This window comes from Arthrobacter sp. TJ-178, from assembly GCF_058269275.1.
Genome location: NZ_JBZCNK010000005.1, coordinates 105,490 through 122,258, shown reverse-complemented (window position 1 = coordinate 122,258; position 16,769 = coordinate 105,490). Strand labels below are relative to the sequence as shown.

Below are 16,769 nucleotides of genomic sequence, written 5' to 3'. Positions count from 1 at the left end.
CGTCCATAAAGCCGACCAACTGGTCGGTCGGGAACATCCTGACCGAATATAAAGAGTGAGTCAAGTCACGTTGCGGCACAGGGAAAGGCGGAAACCATGAGCGATCGTCCTGGCAGGGTGGAAATCAGCAGGGTGTTGTCCCGTGCGCTTCGTCATGCTCCGCGCGAATATGGGCTGGTGTTTGATGCTGAAGGGTGGGTGCAGGTGGATGAGGTGCTGTCTGCCCTGCACCGGTTGGGGGAGAGGTGGGCATCCGCAATCGGGCCGTACACGGCCATTCAGTGCCGGTGCAGCATGTGGAACAGGCGCGGGAGGTCGGACGACGCAGGGACACGGGCCCGGCCATCCTGGTGGTGGACACAGCTGTGGCACTCTCGCAGGGACTCGCCTTTTACAGGTCGGATTCGGGCGTCGGGCTATCCGGTCCGGTTCCCGCCGCAGGGATAGGGGTGCTGGACGCGGGTGGCTGGTTAAGCCCGTCAGCCCGCCCGGCGGTCAGGGGAACAGGATGACGTGCTGGGCGAATAGAGCACAGCCGGCGGGGAAGGAACAGCGGTGCCAAACCGCCGCACTAAAGAGCCTAAAGGCCTATTTCCGCGCTCTGCAGGAGCGCAACGGCGTCCGGCTGGCCCTCGAACATCACGAGCGCCTGCTTGGTGCGGCCGTGGGCATGCATCAGCAGTTCGCCCGGCTCGCCGACGATGGCCACGGACACGGGGGCACGCTTGGCCACGTGCCGCGGTCCGTCCGGACGGACCAGCACAATGCCCAGGTCCACGCCCCGGTACAGGAGGGCGGCACGCTTGATGAGGTCGGCCCACAGAGCGTCCGAATACTCGGCGTCCAGGGCGCGCGGTGCCCAGCGGTCACCGGCGCGGCGGACGTCTTCGGTGTGGATGAAGTACTCGGTGAGGTTGGCGCTGTTGTCCACGGCGCCAAGGCGCATGGGGGACAGGCGCGGAGGTCCGGAGCGGAAGGCGCGGACCAGCTTGGCATAACCTTCCACGGTGTTTGCCTGGGCCGTGGTCTCCTCCATGGCCCTGTCCGTCTTCGCGGCAAAGGGCTTCAGGAAGAATCCCAGTGCGGCGGCGGGTTTATGCTCCCGAAGATACAGGTGAGCGGCAAGGTCTTTCGTCAGCCAGCCTTCACACAAAGTGGGTGCTTGAGGGCCGGCCGCAAGCAACGTTTCGGCCAGGACTTCACGGGAGGGCTGTACAAATCGCATCACTGCTGAAACTAGCACGTTAAGAACCGTTTGGCTTGGGTGGCGGGCTGTGCCGCCGGCATCAGCGCCAAAGGTTTTCCGGCGGCGGGTCAGTGCTGCTGGTTGCTCGGCCTGACAACAATCTCGTTGACGCCCATCCGCCGCGGCTGCGCCAGGGCAAATACGATGACACCGGCTATGTCCTCGGGGGTAACGGTGATGTGTGAATACAGTTCCTCGGTGGATTCGCGTGCCGCGGAGTCCGTGATGTGCGTGGGCAGATCAGTGGCCACATACCCCGGTTCAATTACCGTCACCCGGACATCGGGCAGCAGCTCCTGCCGCATGCAGTCAGAGAATCCGATCAGCCCCCACTTGGTGGCCGCGTAGACGGCGGCTCCGGGCCGCGCCGTGCGGCCGGCCACGGAGGACATATTGATGAGGTCACCGCCGCCGTCACGAAGCTGGTCCAAAAACACTTCAGTAGCTGTGATGGCACCCAGCAGGTTTACGTCAACCATGGTCCGGTAGTCGTCATCGCGGTCCGGGCCAAACGCGCCGAGGAGCATGACGCCGGCGTTGTTGACCAGGACGTCGGTGCCGCCAAGTTCGCTTTTCACCCGTTGGGCGGCCGCCTGAAGGGCGGCGCGGCTGGTGACGTCCGCCTCGACGGCTATGGCGCCTCCACCGAGTTCCGCAGCAAGGGCGTCAAGGCGGTCCAGCCGCCGGGCGAGCAGTGCAACCCGGTATCCTGCGGCATGAAGCGCCCTGGCTGTTGCTGCGCCGATGCCTGACGAAGCCCCGGTAATCACGGCTACGGGGCCGGCAGCTGATGGTGAAGCGGTCATGGCGGGGTCCTTCCCGGCTGATCTGGTGTCCCGGCGCGGGTGGCGTTCCTTCCACGGTAGCGGCGCGGTTTCCGCCCCATAAGCTCCCGTCCCGAAAGCGGCGTGGAAAGCTCCATGAACAGCGGGGAGGGTCACGGCGAATGCGCAGCGGCCGCACCCACTAGAATCGATACGATGTCTCCTTCACTTTCTTCTTCCGAATTCCCGCCGGCGCCCGGCCTGGACCCTGCTATCAGCGCCGCCCTGAAGCGCGACCCGGCCGGCCTGGTGGCCGCCGTCGTCCAGCAGCATGACACCGGCGAGGTGCTGATGCTCGGCTGGATGGACGACGAAGCGCTGCACCGCACCCTGACCACGGGCCGCGTGACCTTCTGGTCCCGCTCGCGGGAAGAGTACTGGCGCAAGGGCGACACGTCCGGACATGTCCAGTGGGTCAAGTCGGTGGCACTGGACTGCGACGGCGATGCCCTGCTGGTCCGCGTGGACCAGGTGGGAGCCGCGTGCCACACCGGAACCCGCACCTGCTTTGACGGGCGGGACCTGCCGGTCCTGGCCGCGACCGACGCTTCCAGCTGACACGGAAAGAAAACACACATGCAGGATCTTGGAGTAATCCGCCCCGGCCTCGAGGAATTCCGGGCGCTCGCCGCTGAGCACCGCGTGGTTCCGGTCCACCTGAGCGTGCTGGCCGACGCCCACACGCCCATCGGCATCTACCGCAAGCTCACTGCGGGCGCGTCCGGAACCTTCCTGATGGAATCGGCAGCCGCCGGCGGCGTCTGGTCCCGCTACTCCTTTATCGGTGCGTCCTCCCGCGCCACGCTCACCACGCACGACGGCGGAACCCACTGGCTCGGCGAGCCGCCGGCCGGGGTGCCGGTGGACGGAAACCCCGTGGAGGCCGTGGCCCGCACCATCGAACTGCTGAAAACCGAACGGCTGGACGGCGTGCCGCCCTTCACCTCGGGACTGGTGGGATTTGTCGGCTGGGAAACCGTCCGGCACTGGGAGAAACTGCCCAACCCTCCCGTCGATGACCTGGACCTGCCCGAGCTGGCCATGAACCTGGTCTCGGACATGGCCATCCATGACAACTCGAACGGCACCGTCATGCTGGTGGCCAACGCCATTAACATGGACGGCTCCGACGAACGCGTGGACGAAGCCTGGCACGACGCCGTCGCCCGGGTGGAATCGATGCTGCAGCGGCTGGCCGAACCCACCCCGCAGCCGGTCTCCGTCCTGCGCGGCGGCACCGTGGACACCTCCACCCTCACGGACGGCGTCACAGAATCCTGGCCGAAGCCCGAATACACCAAGGCGGTGCAGCGGGGCAAAGAAGCCATTGTGGACGGGGAAGTGTTCCAAGTGGTCATTTCCCGCCGCTTCGAACTGGAGTGCGCCTCGGACGCGCTGGATGTGTACCGCGTCCTGCGCAACACCAACCCGAGCCCGTACATGTACCTGTTCAACTTCGAGGACTCGCGCGGCAACCCGTTCGCCGTCGTCGGCTCCTCACCCGAAGCGCTGGTGACGGTCACGGGCAGCGAAGTCATTACCCATCCCATCGCCGGATCCCGGCCGCGCGGAAAGACCACGGAGCTGGACCGGGGGCTGGCTGATGAATTGCTGGCGGATGAGAAGGAACGCGCCGAACACCTGATGCTGGTGGATCTGGCCCGCAATGACCTTTCCAAAGTGTGCGTTCCCGGCAGCGTGGACGTCACCCAGTTCATGGAGGTGGAGCGCTTCAGCCACATCATGCACCTGGTCTCCACGGTCGTCGGCGAACTCGCCCCGCAGCGCAGCGCCTACGACGTCCTCGCCGCAACCTTCCCGGCGGGAACCCTGTCCGGTGCCCCCAAGCCGCGCGCCCTGCGCCTGCTGGACGAGCTGGAACCGCACCGCCGCGGCATCTACGGCGGCGTGGTGGGCTATCTGGACTTCGCCGGGGACATGGACATGGCCATCGCCATCCGATCCGCGCTGCTGCGGGGCGGCAAGGCCTTTGTCCAGGCCGGCGGCGGAATTGTTGCGGACTCCGACCTGGAAGCCGAGGCACAGGAAACCGTCAACAAGGCAGCGGCACCGCTGCGTGCGGCGCTGATCGCCGGAAGCCTGGAAACCGTCAGCAGCACAGAGCAGTTGAGCAGCAGCGAGCAGTTCTCCAGCACAGAGCAGTTTTCCAAATCATAGAAGTTCCACCTCTCAGAGCAGGAAGTACCGCAGTGAGCACACCCACCAAACGGTGGCAGCGCAAGGGAACCGTCATTATGGCGGCGGTGCTTTTCGGCATCGCAGCCTTTGCCACCACCACGCGCACCTGGCTGGATGTCCAGCTGCCCCGCACGGCCGTCCAGACCCCGGACCTGGCCGTTTCGGGGTCCGACGCAGCGACGGCGGTCACCGCCTTCGCCGTCGTCGCCATTACCGCCGGCCTGGCGGCCTCCATCGCCGGACCGGTGGCCCGCTGGATTGTCAGCGTCATTCTCCTCATCTCCGGCGCGGGCATTGCGGCGGCCAGCTGGACGGTTATTAACGACCCCGCACAGGGTGCGTCCGGCGCCATTGGGCAGGCCATCGGCGTCAGCGGAGCGGACAACACGGTCATCACGCTGACCGCCATGCCGTGGGCCGCTTTGGTATGCGGAATCCTGGTTGCGCTCACCGGCGTCTGGCTGGCCGCGGCCAGCCGCAGCTGGAAGTCCTCGCGCCGCTACGCACCTGCACCCGCTGCGGCGGGCGAATCCGCCGACGTGCAGGCAGGTTCGACAACAGCAGGCCTGGAAACAGCAGGTCAGGAGACAACGGCGGGGGAGGGCACGACGACGTCGTCCGCGGCGGCTGCTGACAACTCTGCTGACAACTCCGCTGACAGCGGCGCCGGCCCCGAACCCGTGGACGAGATCGACAGCTGGGACCGGCTGACCCGCGGGGACGACCCCACCAACTACCGCTGATTTTCATGTCACCCGCTCCGGCACAGCGTCGGGCGCACCGAAGCACCGCAATATGTGAAAGAGTTTCCGCCAGTCAATGGCAGAATGGAAACTGATTCGTCTAGAGGAGATTTACCATGAGCTCAAACGCCACCAGCAGCAACGTTGACACCAAGCCGGAAAATGAAGCCGAGCGTCACGCCAGCATCCACGATGAGACCATCGGTCACGGCAACACCCCCGCAGCCTGGACCTGCGTCCTGATCATGATCGTCGGTGCCGCGGTGTCCTGCATCGCCTTCATCGCCGCCAGCACCCTGTGGTTCTGCGTGGGCCTGGGCGTCATGATCGTCGGCCTCCTTGTCGGTTTTGTCATGAAGAAGGCCGGCTACGGCGTAGGCGGCTCGAAGCTTTCCAACAGCGGACACTAAATGAGCGTCCTGGACGACATCATCGCCGGCGTCGCCGAGGACCTCGAGGCACGCCGGCGGTCGGTTCCGCTGGAGCAGATGCGGGAGCGTGCCCGTGCGGCCGCTCCCGCCCTGGACGCATTTGCCGCCCTGGGCGGCAATGATTCCCCCCGCGGGGAACTGCGCGTCATTGCCGAGGTCAAGCGCAGCAGTCCGTCCAAGGGCGCCCTGGCTGAAATTGCCGACCCCGCGTCACTGGCCGCCAGCTACGAGACCGGCGGCGCGGCAGTCATTAGCGTGCTCACCGAACAGCGCCGCTTCGGCGGCTCCCTGGCGGACTTCGACGCCGTCCGCGCAGCAGTGGATATTCCGCTGCTGCGCAAGGACTTCACCGTTGATGAATACCAAATCTGGGAAGCCCGTGCCCACGGCGCGGACCTGGTGCTGCTGATTGTTGCAGCCCTGGACGATGCCCAGCTCAAGGACTTCCTGGCGCTCACCCATGAGCTGGGCATGAATGCCCTGGTGGAAACGCACACCGCGCAGGAAGTTGAACGAGCCGTCGCCGCCCGCGCCCGCATCATCGGCGTAAACGTGCGCAACCTGAAAACCCTGGACGTGGACCGTTCGGTCTTCGCGCCGCTGGCCGGCAGCATCCCCGCCGCAGCGCTCGTGATCGCTGAATCGGGCGTCCGGGACGCATCCGACGTCGAGCAGTACGCTGCGGACGGCGCCAATGCCGTCCTGGTGGGCGAGGCACTGGTGCGCCACAACGATCCGGCTGCCACCATCGCCGAGTTCACCCGTACCGGCCGAGAGGCGATTGCCGCCCGCAGCAGTTCCGGCAGAAGCTGACGGCAGGCACAGACAGAGCAATATCTTCCCTGTCCGGGCGGTCCGCCGCCCGGACCAAAGCAGGACAGGAACCAGCCCCATGACCGGGAACCCGGATATGACAGGCGCGGCACAGAGCAACGCCGCAGCACCAGCACCCGCCGCTGACACCGCGCCCGCGGATGACGCCCAGCGCGCCGCGGCCGGAACCGTCACGGAGGAGGTGGCCGAGGCCTTCCTGAATGTGCACGGCTCGCTGCGCCATGCCGCCGGACCCTACTTTGGCGAGTACGGCGGGCGATGGATGCCCGAATCCCTGATCGCTGCCCTGGATGAGCTGGAAGACACCTTCGAGAAGGCCAAGGCCGACCCCGAGTTCCGCGCCCAGATTGCGGATCTGAACAAGAACTACTCGGGCCGACCGTCACTGCTGACCGAGGCCAAGCGCTTTGCGCAGCATGCCGGCGGGGTGCGGATCTTCCTCAAGCGCGAAGACCTCAACCACACCGGGTCCCACAAGATCAACAACGTCCTGGGCCAGGCGCTGCTGGCCAAGCGGATGGGTAAGACCCGCATCATCGCCGAGACCGGTGCCGGCCAGCACGGCGTGGCCAGCGCCACCGCGGCCGCCCTGCTGGGCCTGGAGTGCGTGGTGTACATGGGGGCCGAGGACTGCCGCCGGCAGGCCCTGAACGTGGCCCGGATGGAACTGCTCGGCGCCACCGTCATCCCCGTCACGCACGGCTCCGCCACACTGAAGGACGCCATCAACGAAGCGCTGCGTGACTGGGTCGCCAACGTGGACAACACCCACTACCTTTTGGGCACCGCCGCCGGAGCGCACCCGTTCCCGGCCATGGTCCGCTACTTCCACGAAGTCATCGGCGAAGAGGCCCGCGCCCAGATCCTGGAACAGACCGGCCGGCTGCCCGACGCCGTGTGCGCCTGCATCGGCGGCGGCTCCAACGCCATCGGCATTTTCCACGGCTTCCTGGATGACGCGTCAGTGAAGATCTACGGCTTCGAGGCCGGCGGCGACGGCGTGGAAACCGGCCGGCATGCGGCCACCATCACCCTGGGCCGCCCCGGTGTGCTGCACGGCGCCCGCTCCTACCTGATGCAGGATGAAGACGGACAGACCGTGGAATCACACTCCATCTCCGCCGGACTCGACTACCCGGGCGTCGGCCCGGAGCACTCCTACCTTTCTGACATCGGCCGGGTCTCCTACGAGCCCATCACCGACAGCGAGGCCATGGACGCTTTCCAGCTGCTCTGCCGCACCGAAGGCATCATCCCCGCCATCGAATCCGCGCACGCACTGGCCGGCGCCATCAAGGTGGGCCAGCGGATTGCCGCTGAAGCGGCCGACGGCGGCGCAGACGTGTCCGAGAAGATCGTGCTGGTGAACCTGTCCGGCCGCGGGGACAAGGACGTGGCAACGGCTGCGGAATGGTTCAACCTGCTGGATGACAAGTCAGCCGAAGCAGAAATCGGCAAAGAGGGAGAACAGCTGTGAGCACCGCAGTGGACAACACATCCGGAGCCGGCACCACCGCCGCCAGCAAGTCAGCGGCAGCCATTGACCGTGCCGCCGCGGACGGCCGTGCCGCCCTGATCGGGTACCTGCCCGCCGGCTACCCCACGGTGCAGGAAACCATCGACGCCGGTATTGCGCTGGCACGCAACGGTGCGGACCTGATCGAGATCGGCATTCCGTACTCGGATCCGGTGATGGACGGCCACGTCATCCAGGCCGCCACCACCGAAGCGCTGGCATCCGGTTTCCGTGTCAGCCAGGTGTTCGACGTCGTTGCCGGCATTACTGCCGCCACCGACGCCGCCGTGCTGGTCATGACGTACTGGAACCCCGTGGTCCGCATGGGCGTGGACGAATTCTCCCGGCGGCTGGCAGAAGCCGGGGGAGCGGGCCTGATTACTCCGGACCTCGTCCCCGATGAAGCCTCCGAATGGATGGCTGCCTCGGACAAGTACGGCCTGGACCGGGTGTTCCTCGTGGCTCCCTCCTCCACTCCTGAGCGGATGAAGAGCACCGTGGCCGCCAGCCGCGGTTTTGTCTACGCCGTGTCCATCATGGGCGTCACCGGCGCCCGCACCTCGGTGAGCAGCGCCGCCAAGGACGTAGTGTCCGCCGCCCGTGCAGCGGGCGCGCAGCGGGTCTGCGTGGGCCTGGGAGTCTCCAACTCCGGCCACGTCAGGGAAATCGGAGCCTACGCGGACGGCGTCATTGTGGGCACGGCCCTGGTGGCCGCCCTGCGCGACGGCGGCGTTCCCGCCGTGGCGGACCTGACCCGCGAACTGAGCACCGGAACCCGAAAGAGCAGCTAATGAACCTGATGTCCGTGACGGCTCCGGCCAGCATCCCCAGCCCGTCCGCGGACTTCAGCAGTTTTTCGCTGGGGCCGCTCACCATCCACGCCTACGCGCTGTGCATCCTGGCCGGCATCATCCTGGCCCTGTGGATGACCTCCGTGCGCTGGAAGCGCCGCGGACTGCCCGAAGAGGCCGTCTGGGACATCGCCATCTGGGCCATTCCCTTCGGCATCATCGGCGGGCGGCTCTACCACGTCATCTCCTCTCCGGACGCCTACTTCGGCGCGGACGGGGACCTGTCCCTGATCCCGCAGATCTGGCGCGGCGGGCTGGGCATCTGGGGTGCCGTCGCCCTGGGCGGCTTCGGCGCCTGGATCGGCTGCCGGCGTGCCGGGATCAAGCTCTCCGCCTTTGCCGACGCGGGCGCCCCCGGGCTGCTGCTGGCCCAGGCCGTGGGCCGCTGGGGCAACTGGTTCAACCAGGAGCTCTTCGGTGGTCCCACCGACGTGCCGTGGGGCCTGGAGATCGACCCCAACAACGCCAACTTCCCCGCAGGAACGGCGCCGGGCACGCTGTTCCATCCCACCTTCCTCTACGAGTCCCTGTGGAACCTGGCCGGCGTCGTCCTGCTGCTGGCCCTGGACAAGCGGTTCCGGCTGCGCGGCGGACGCCTGTTCTGGATTTATGCTGCGTTCTACACCGTGGGCCGGCTCTGGATCGAGCTCCTGCGCATCGACGACGCCGAAATGATTACGTTCCTCGGCGTCACACAACGGCTCAATGTCTGGACCAGTATTCTGATCTTCCTCTTCTCCGTGGGCATGTTCATTTTCCTCACAATCCGCGCAGGTAAAGGGCGCAGCGACTCCCTTTACCTTCCCGGAAGGGAACCGGCAACCGTGGAAGCCGAAGACAGCGCAGATAACGACACCGAAACGGAACTGCAGGATTCCGGATCCGTCCCGTCAACCAAGCGGCCGCGTGCTAATCTCGCAGAGACAAAAAACGAGGACATCGATTCTCGTAAGCCCGGAAACCCGGGCACTGCCAAGTAGCACCCGGCCCGGATTACCCTCCCGGCGGGTGCTTCTGCCACGTTGATGTGGCCGCCCGGGAGGGAACAGGGGAACCACCCCGCATCTCTCTTCCGCGGCGAACCGAAACACCGCGGAGCGCTTAGGCCTGCCGCCGTGGGGCCAGCGCTGTCCCCTCCCAGCTCTCAATCAGGGGGAAGGACTTACCTCTCATGACTGAACCGTTTCCGCCCGGCGAAGCAGACGCTTCATCTGTGCTCTCACCCTTCACCCGATTCGCCAACTTCCCGGCGGATTCCGGGCTGTACCGGGCCGAGAATGAAAAGGACGCCTGCGGGCTGGCCGTTATTGCCACCCTGCGCGGAGAGCCCGGGCACGACATCGTCGACGCCGCCCTGACCGCCCTGCGCAACCTTGAGCACCGCGGTGCCGTGGGTGCTGATGAAGGCACCGGCGACGGCGCCGGGCTGCTCACCCAGGTGCCGGATGAATTCTTCCGGGCCGTGACTTCCTTTGATCTTCCCGCGGCCGGCGCCTACGCCGTCGGCACCGCGTTCCTGCCCACCGAGGGCCGGGAGCAGGACACCGCCCGCGCCGGCGTGGAAGCCATGGCCGAGTCGGAGGGCCTCACTGTCCTGGGCTGGCGCGAAGTTCCCGTGGTGGCCGACCTGGTGGGCGCCATGTCCCGGGCCTGCATGCCGCACTTTGCCCAGGTGTTCCTGGCTCCGGCCGACGGCGATGCCTCCGACCTGGATGCCCGCGCCTTCCGTGTGCGCAAGCGGTCGCAGAACAAGTTCGGCGTCTACTTCCCGTCGCTGTCCTCCAAGACCATGGTCTACAAGGGCATGCTCACCACCGCGCAGCTGGAACCGTTCTACCCGGACCTTTCGGACCCGCGCTTCAAGACGAAGCTGGGCATTGTCCATTCCCGCTTCTCCACCAACACCTTCCCGTCCTGGCCGCTGGCCCAGCCGTTCCGCACCATTGCGCACAACGGCGAGATCAACACGGTCAAGGGCAACCGCAACTGGATGCGCGCCCGGCAGTCCCAGCTGAAGAACCCGCTGCTGGGGGAGACCCCGGAAGAGCTGTTCCCCATCTGCACCCCAGGGGCATCGGACTCGGCGTCCTTTGACGAGGTTGCCGAACTGCTGATGCTCTCCGGCCGGCCGATCACCCACGCCATCATGATGATGATCCCCGAGGCCTGGGAAAACCACGCCACCATGGATCCGGCCCGACGTGCCTTCTACCAGTACCACTCCACCCTCATGGAACCGTGGGACGGTCCCGCTGCCGTGTCCTTTACCGACGGCACCTCCGTGGGCGCGGTCCTGGACCGCAACGGCCTGCGCCCGGCCCGCTACTGGGTGACCGAGGACGGCCTGGTGGTGCTCGCCTCCGAAGTGGGCGTGGTGGACATTGATCCGGCGAAGGTGGTCCGCAAGGGCCGGGTTTCCCCGGGCAAGATGTTCCTGGTGGACACCGAAGCCGGCCGCCTGATTGAGGACTCGGAAATCAAGGCCGAGATGGCCGCCGCCAACCCGTGGGCCCAGTGGGTGAAGGAAAACCAGGTTTCCCTGGAAGATCTGCCCGAGCGCGAACATGTGCTGCACACCAAGGCGTCCATCAACCGCCGCCAGCGGACCTTCGGCTACACGCAGGAAGAACTGCGCATTCTGCTGGGCCCGATGGCCCGCACGGGAGCCGAACCCCTGGGCGCCATGGGCTCGGACACGCCCATCGCCGTGCTCTCGCAGCGCCCGCGGCTGCTCTTTGACTACTTTGTGCAGTCCTTTGCCCAGGTCACCAACCCGCCGCTGGATTCCATCCGCGAGGAACTGGTGACCTCCATGCGTGCCTCCATTGGGCCGGTGGGCAACCTGCTGGCCGCCGGCCAGGTCCGCACCCACCAGGTGGCCCTGAACTTCCCGGTGATCAACAACGACCAGCTGGCCAAGATCGCCAAACTGACCAACGCCGACGGCGAGAAGATCGCACTCAAGGTCCGCGGCCTGTACCGGCCGCAGGGCGGCGAAGCCGAACTGCGGGCCCGGCTGGCAGAAATCTGCGAGAAGGTTTCCGGCGCCGTCAACCGCGGCATCGAGTACATCGTGCTCTCGGACCGCGACTCCAGCGCGCAGTGGGCACCCATCCCGTCGCTGCTGCTGCTCTCCGCCGTGCACCACCACCTGCTCAAGAGCGCCAACCGCACCAAGATTTCCCTGCTGGTGGAAGCCGGCGACGTCCGCGAAGTCCACCACGTGGCAGTGCTCATGGGCTACGGCGCCTCCGCGGTCAACCCGTACCTGGCCATGGAAAGCTGCGAGGAACTGGTCCGCAACGGGGACATCACCGGTGTCACCCGCGAAGAAGCGGTCGCCAACCTGATCAAGGGCCTGGGCAAGGGCGTCCTGAAGATCATGTCCAAAATGGGCATCTCCACCGTGGCCTCCTACTGCGGCGCCCAAACGTTCGAGGCCCTGGGGCTGGGCCAGGAACTCGTGGATGAGTTCTTCCACGGCACCCAGACCCAGCTCGGCGGCGTCGGCCTGGACGTGATCGCGGCGGAAGCTGCCGCCCGGCACGCCAGCGCCTACCCGGACGACGAAATCGAGGATCCGCACCGCCCGCTGGACAACGGCGGCGAATACCAGTGGCGCCGCGAAGGACCGCCCCACCTGTTCAACCCGGAGACGGTGTTCCGGCTCCAGCACGCCACCCGGGAACGCCGCTATGACGTGTTCAAGGCCTACACCACCGGCGTGGATGACCAGTCCCGGAACCTCATGACGCTGCGCGGCCTGCTGGACTTCCGCGTCGGAGAGCGCCCCGCTGTTGCGCTGGAAGAAGTGGAACCGGTATCGAGCATCGTCAAGCGCTTCTCCACCGGTGCCATGAGCTACGGCTCGATCTCGCAGGAAGCCCACGAGACGCTGGCCATTGCCATGAACCGGCTCGGCGGCAAGTCCAACACCGGCGAGGGCGGCGAAGACCCCGAGCGGCTGCTGGATCCTGAGCGCCGGTCCGCCATCAAGCAGGTGGCCTCGGGACGCTTCGGCGTCACCAGCCTGTACCTCACCAATGCCCAGGACATCCAGATCAAGATGGCCCAGGGCGCCAAGCCCGGCGAGGGCGGGCAGCTGATGGCGCAGAAGGTGTACCCGTGGGTGGCCCGCACCCGGCACTCCACGCCCGGCGTCGGCCTCATTTCGCCGCCGCCGCACCACGACATCTACTCCATTGAGGACCTTGCCCAGCTGATCTACGACCTCAAGCGCTCCAACCCGAGCGCCCGGGTCCACGTCAAGCTGGTTTCGGAAGCCGGGATCGGCACCGTGGCGGCGGGCGTGACGAAGGCCAAGGCCGACGTCGTTCTCGTCTCCGGGCACGACGGCGGCACCGGTGCCTCGCCGCTGAACTCGCTCAAGCACGCCGGAGCGCCCTGGGAACTCGGCCTCGCCGAAACCCAGCAGACCCTGATGCTCAACGGCCTTCGGGACCGCGTGGTGGTACAGGTGGACGGCCAGCTTAAAACCGGCCGCGACGTTGTCATTGCCGCGCTGCTCGGCGGCGAGGAATTCGGCTTCGCCACCGCTCCGCTGGTGGTCTCCGGCTGCGTCATGATGCGCGTGTGCCACCTGGACACCTGCCCGGTGGGCGTGGCCACGCAGAACCCTGAACTGCGGGCGCGGTTCTCCGGCAAGCCCGAATTCGTGGTCAACTTCTTCGAATTCCTGGCCGAGGAAGTCCGCGAAATCCTGGCCGAACTTGGCTTCCGCTCACTCGAGGAAGCCATTGGCCACACTGAGCTGCTGGACACCAGGGCCGCGATCGACCACTGGAAGGCCGACGGCCTGGACCTGGAGCCGATCCTGCGCGGCGCCGACGTCGTCGAACCCGGCACGCCCATGCGCAGCATGGTGAAGCAGAACCATGACCTGGACTCGCACTTCGACAACAAGCTGATCGAAATGAGTGCCGACGCCCTGGCGAACCGCAATCCGGTGCGCATCACGCTGGACGTGGTGAACACCGACCGCTCGGTGGGCACCATGCTCGGCCACACCGTCACCAAGACATTCGGCATCGACACCCTGGCACCGGACACCATCGACGTGACCCTTACCGGCCAGGCCGGGCAGTCACTGGGCGCGTTCCTGCCGGCCGGCATCACGCTGCGCCTGCTCGGCGACTCCAACGACTACGTGGGCAAGGGGCTGTCCGGCGGACGGATCATCGTCCGCCCGGACCGGGCCAACGTCTTTGACGCGGCGCACAACGTGATTGCCGGCAACGTCATCGGCTACGGCGCCACCAGCGGCGAAATGTTCCTGCGCGGCCAGGTGGGTGAACGCTTCCTGGTCCGCAACTCCGGTGCGACGGCGGTGGTCGAGGGAATCGGCGACCACGGCTGCGAATACATGACCGGGGGACAGGCCCTGATCCTGGGGCCCACGGGCCGGAACTTCGGCGCCGGGATGTCCGGCGGCACCGCCTATCTGCTGGACCTTCGCACCGAACGGATCAACAAGGACTCGCTGGAAAAGGGCGAGCTGCGCCTGGAGTCCCTGGACGCCGAGGACGCGGACATTGTCCGCGGCCTGCTGATCCGGCATGTGGAGGAAACCGAATCGGTGCTGGCAGCCTCCCTGCTGGAGGATTTCGCCAACACCGCAGGCCGGATGACCAAGGTGCTGCCGCGTGACTTCGCTGCCGTACTGGATGCCCGTGCCTCCGCCGTCGAAGCGGGCCTTGACCCCGACGGTGCCGAAGCATGGACCAAGATCTTGGAGGTAACCGGTGGCTGACCCACGCGGATTCTTGAAAGTACGTGACCGCCAGACCCAGCCCCGCCGGCCCGTGCCGGTGCGCATCATGGACTGGAAAGAGGTGTACGAAGCCCAGGAGAAGGGCGTCCTGAAGGCTCAGGCCGGACGCTGCATGGACTGCGGCATTCCGTTCTGTCATCAGGGCTGCCCGCTGGGAAACCTCATCCCGGAATGGAATGACCTTATGTGGCGGGACAAGGGACGCGAGGCCATTGAACGGCTGCACGCCACCAACAACTTCCCGGAGTTCACCGGACGGCTGTGCCCCGCACCGTGCGAGGCCTCCTGTGTGCTGGGCATCAACCAGCCGGCGGTGACCATCAAGCAGGTTGAGGTCTCCATTATCGACCAGGCGTTCGACGAAAACTGGGTGACCCCGCACGCGCCCGAGCGGCTCACGGACAAGACCATCGCCGTCGTCGGCTCGGGTCCCGCAGGCCTGGCCGTGGCCCAGCAGCTCACCCGCGCCGGACACACGGTTGCCGTGTACGAACGCGATGACAAGATTGGCGGGCTGCTGCGCTACGGCATCCCCGACTTCAAGATGGAAAAACTGCAGGTGGACCGCCGGCTGGACCAGATGCGCGCCGAGGGCACCCGCTTCCGCACCGGCGTCGAGGTGGGACGGGACATCAGCTGGGAGCAGCTGCGCCGCCGGTACGACGCCGTGGTGGTGGCCACCGGCGCCACCGTGCCCCGTGACCTGCCCATCCCCGGGCGGGAACTGTCCGGCGTGCACTTTGCCATGGAGTACCTGGTGCAGGCCAACCGGGCAGTGGCGGGGGAGCCGGTCCGGAACTCCATTTCCGCCGAGGGCAAGCACGTGGTCATCCTGGGCGGCGGAGACACCGGCGCCGACTGCCTCGGCACCGCGCACCGCCAGCAGGCTGCCTCCGTCACGACACTGGCAATCGGCCAGCAGCCTCCGGCGGAACGTGCCGCGCATCAGCCGTGGCCGATGTATCCGACCCTGTTCGAAACTGCCAGTGCCCATGAGGAGGGCGGCGAGCGGACCTACCTCGCTTCCACCGTCGAGTTCGTGGGCGAAAACGGGCGGCTTACCGGTGTGAAAATTGCCGAAACCGAGTTTGTGGACGGCCGGCGCGTCCCCAAGGCCGGAACCGAGCGGATCATTCCCGCGGACCTGGTGTTCCTCGCCCTCGGCTTCACGGGTCCGGAACCCGCAGGCCTGGCGGACCAGGTGCACACGGAGTTCGACCAGCGCTCCAACGTAGTGCGCGACGGCTACTACATGACCGGCACTCCCGGCATTTTTGCTGCCGGTGACGCCGGCCGCGGCCAGTCCCTGATTGTCTGGGCAATTGCCGAAGGCCGTGCCTGTGCGGCAGCGGTGGACCAGTGGTTGATGGGCTCCACCAGGCTGCCGGCGCCCGTGGCTCCGACGGACCGGGCCATCACCCCGCTGTAGGGTTTGGGCAGCACTGCTGATTCGCAGGGCCGGCGCCGGGGAATCCACCCGGCGCCGGCCCTGTGTCTTTAAGTGCTGTGTCTTTAAGTGCTGTGTCTTTGAGGGCTGCCGCTTTCCGGCCTGCGTCTTTGAGGGCTTTTAGGCTCTCGTCTCCCGGCCCGGTGGCTTAGGCCAGTGCGGCCAGGGCGCGGACGGTGAGCGGCAGCAGTTCCTCGCCGTCGAGGCGCACCCAGTACTCCAGTGCCACGGTGGCTGCCGCCCACATGACCGCCACTTCCACGCGGGCCGCCAGCTCGTCCCCGGGGCCCAGTGTCCGCAGGTATGTGGATGTCATTTCCGCCAGGAGTGACTGGTTGTACTCGGCTGCGCTGGCACGAAGGACCCGGTCCTCCCGCATCAGCCGCCGCAGCATCAGGTATTCCTGGCGCCGGGGTTCGTAGTCCGTTGCCGCCTGCAGCAGCGCCTGGTGCAGTGCTTCCCGCGGCTCGGTGGTCTGGCTGCGGAGCTCAAAGTCCGCCTCCATGTTGTCCAGCGCCTGCCTGCTGGAGTGGAACAGGGCAGCGTCCTTGGTGTCGAAATACCTGAAAAAGGAGCTGCGCGAGACTCCGGCTGTTTCCACGATCTGGTCCACGGTAACGGCAGCGAATCCGTTCTTGGAGAACAGTTCCCGGGCTGTCTGCAGGAGCAGGGCCTGGACCTGTGCTTTCTTGCGTTCTCTCAGTCCCGGGGCAGCACCGCCGGCTGACTGTTCCTGCGGCTGCGACACGCTTCCCGACATGGTGCTCCTGATAATCGTTTGCTTGTAGTGTCCTGCTGCCAGGTTCACGTCTTTCCAGCCTACTTGGAGACCTGCACATGTCTGTAAATGTTCCTCCGGGCAGCTCCGCTAACCAGATCTGATCAGC

The 16,769-nt window shown here is 66.5% G+C and carries 14 protein-coding genes; 11 read left to right on the top strand and 3 right to left on the bottom strand.

Going from position 1 to position 16,769, the window contains the following annotated elements; translation table 11 throughout:
* Positions 1-96: 96 nt before the first annotated feature.
* Positions 97-447, top strand: coding sequence for an RNA 2'-phosphotransferase (locus tag AC4D2Q_RS14240; RefSeq protein WP_490947184.1), 351 nt, complete (start codon positions 97-99; stop codon positions 445-447).
* 133 nt (positions 448-580) lie between these two features.
* Here the strand turns inward: AC4D2Q_RS14240 and AC4D2Q_RS14235 are convergent, their stop codons facing one another.
* On the bottom strand, positions 581-1,225 hold the full coding sequence (locus AC4D2Q_RS14235; protein WP_400931992.1) for a TIGR03085 family metal-binding protein: 645 nt from the start codon (positions 1,223-1,225) through the stop codon (positions 581-583).
* An 89-nt stretch (positions 1,226-1,314) separates the two neighbouring features.
* A complete protein-coding gene (locus AC4D2Q_RS14230) occupies positions 1,315-2,052 on the bottom strand; it encodes an SDR family oxidoreductase (RefSeq protein WP_490947183.1) in 738 nt (245 codons plus the stop codon).
* Positions 2,053-2,226: 174 nt separating this feature from the next.
* Here AC4D2Q_RS14230 and hisI point away from each other — a divergent pair, with 174 nt between their 5' ends.
* The 10 genes from hisI to AC4D2Q_RS14180 all read left to right on the top strand — a co-directional run bounded on the left by hisI (position 2,227) and on the right by AC4D2Q_RS14180 (position 15,864).
* Positions 2,227-2,628 (top strand): phosphoribosyl-AMP cyclohydrolase, encoded by a 402-nt coding sequence (gene hisI, locus AC4D2Q_RS14225; RefSeq protein WP_490925127.1) that lies wholly within the window; start codon positions 2,227-2,229, stop codon positions 2,626-2,628.
* Positions 2,629-2,646: 18 nt separating this feature from the next.
* Entirely contained in the window at positions 2,647-4,248 is a 1,602-nt protein-coding gene (locus AC4D2Q_RS14220) for an anthranilate synthase component I (RefSeq protein WP_490947182.1), read from the top strand.
* 32 nt (positions 4,249-4,280) lie between these two features.
* Positions 4,281-5,012 carry a Trp biosynthesis-associated membrane protein gene (locus AC4D2Q_RS14215; protein WP_490947181.1) on the top strand — a complete coding sequence of 244 codons (732 nt, stop codon included), beginning with the start codon at positions 4,281-4,283 and terminating at the stop codon, positions 5,010-5,012.
* Between the two features lie 116 nt (positions 5,013-5,128).
* Positions 5,129-5,422, top strand: a complete 294-nt coding sequence (locus tag AC4D2Q_RS14210; protein WP_490947180.1) for an HGxxPAAW family protein — start codon at positions 5,129-5,131, stop codon at positions 5,420-5,422.
* Positions 5,423-6,256: an indole-3-glycerol phosphate synthase TrpC gene (gene trpC / locus AC4D2Q_RS14205; RefSeq protein WP_490947179.1), complete on the top strand. Its 834-nt coding sequence runs from the start codon at positions 5,423-5,425 to the stop codon at positions 6,254-6,256.
* 79 nt (positions 6,257-6,335) lie between these two features.
* Positions 6,336-7,754, top strand: a complete 1,419-nt coding sequence (gene trpB / locus AC4D2Q_RS14200; protein WP_490947178.1) for a tryptophan synthase subunit beta — start codon at positions 6,336-6,338, stop codon at positions 7,752-7,754.
* Positions 7,751-8,584, top strand: a complete 834-nt coding sequence (gene trpA / locus AC4D2Q_RS14195) for a tryptophan synthase subunit alpha (protein ID WP_490947177.1) — start codon at positions 7,751-7,753, stop codon at positions 8,582-8,584. The genes trpB and trpA overlap by 4 nt, the downstream gene beginning before the upstream one ends.
* Complete coding sequence (gene lgt / locus AC4D2Q_RS14190; RefSeq protein WP_490947176.1) at positions 8,584-9,624, top strand: prolipoprotein diacylglyceryl transferase; 1,041 nt, start codon at positions 8,584-8,586, stop codon at positions 9,622-9,624. Before trpA ends, lgt begins: the two co-directional genes overlap by 1 nt.
* A gap of 191 nt (positions 9,625-9,815) precedes the next feature.
* On the top strand, positions 9,816-14,414 hold the full coding sequence (gene gltB, locus AC4D2Q_RS14185; protein WP_490947175.1) for a glutamate synthase large subunit: 4,599 nt from the start codon (positions 9,816-9,818) through the stop codon (positions 14,412-14,414).
* Complete coding sequence (locus AC4D2Q_RS14180) at positions 14,407-15,864, top strand: glutamate synthase subunit beta (RefSeq protein ID WP_490947174.1); 1,458 nt, start codon at positions 14,407-14,409, stop codon at positions 15,862-15,864. Before gltB ends, AC4D2Q_RS14180 begins: the two co-directional genes overlap by 8 nt.
* A gap of 166 nt (positions 15,865-16,030) precedes the next feature.
* Here the strand turns inward: AC4D2Q_RS14180 and AC4D2Q_RS14175 are convergent, their stop codons facing one another.
* Complete coding sequence (locus AC4D2Q_RS14175) at positions 16,031-16,642, bottom strand: TetR/AcrR family transcriptional regulator (RefSeq protein WP_490947173.1); 612 nt, start codon at positions 16,640-16,642, stop codon at positions 16,031-16,033.
* Positions 16,643-16,769: the final 127 nt, after the last annotated feature.

Excerpts from the sequence above, each read along its gene's own strand:
- AC4D2Q_RS14235 (WP_400931992.1), bottom strand. The coding sequence starts at position 1,225 with ATGCGATTTGTACAGCCCTCCCGTGAAGTCCTGGCCGAAACGTTGCTT.
- trpB (WP_490947178.1), top strand. The coding sequence starts at position 6,336 with ATGACCGGGAACCCGGATATGACAGGCGCGGCACAGAGCAACGCCGCA.
- lgt (WP_490947176.1), top strand. The coding sequence starts at position 8,584 with ATGAACCTGATGTCCGTGACGGCTCCGGCCAGCATCCCCAGCCCGTCC.
- AC4D2Q_RS14175 (WP_490947173.1), bottom strand. The coding sequence starts at position 16,642 with ATGTCGGGAAGCGTGTCGCAGCCGCAGGAACAGTCAGCCGGCGGTGCT.
- AC4D2Q_RS14220 (WP_490947182.1), top strand. The coding sequence starts at position 2,647 with ATGCAGGATCTTGGAGTAATCCGCCCCGGCCTCGAGGAATTCCGGGCG.
- gltB (WP_490947175.1), top strand. The coding sequence starts at position 9,816 with ATGACTGAACCGTTTCCGCCCGGCGAAGCAGACGCTTCATCTGTGCTC.
- hisI (WP_490925127.1), top strand. The coding sequence starts at position 2,227 with ATGTCTCCTTCACTTTCTTCTTCCGAATTCCCGCCGGCGCCCGGCCTG.
- trpC (WP_490947179.1), top strand. The coding sequence starts at position 5,423 with ATGAGCGTCCTGGACGACATCATCGCCGGCGTCGCCGAGGACCTCGAG.
- AC4D2Q_RS14230 (WP_490947183.1), bottom strand. The coding sequence starts at position 2,052 with ATGACCGCTTCACCATCAGCTGCCGGCCCCGTAGCCGTGATTACCGGG.
- AC4D2Q_RS14240 (WP_490947184.1), top strand. The coding sequence starts at position 97 with ATGAGCGATCGTCCTGGCAGGGTGGAAATCAGCAGGGTGTTGTCCCGT.
- AC4D2Q_RS14210 (WP_490947180.1), top strand. The coding sequence starts at position 5,129 with ATGAGCTCAAACGCCACCAGCAGCAACGTTGACACCAAGCCGGAAAAT.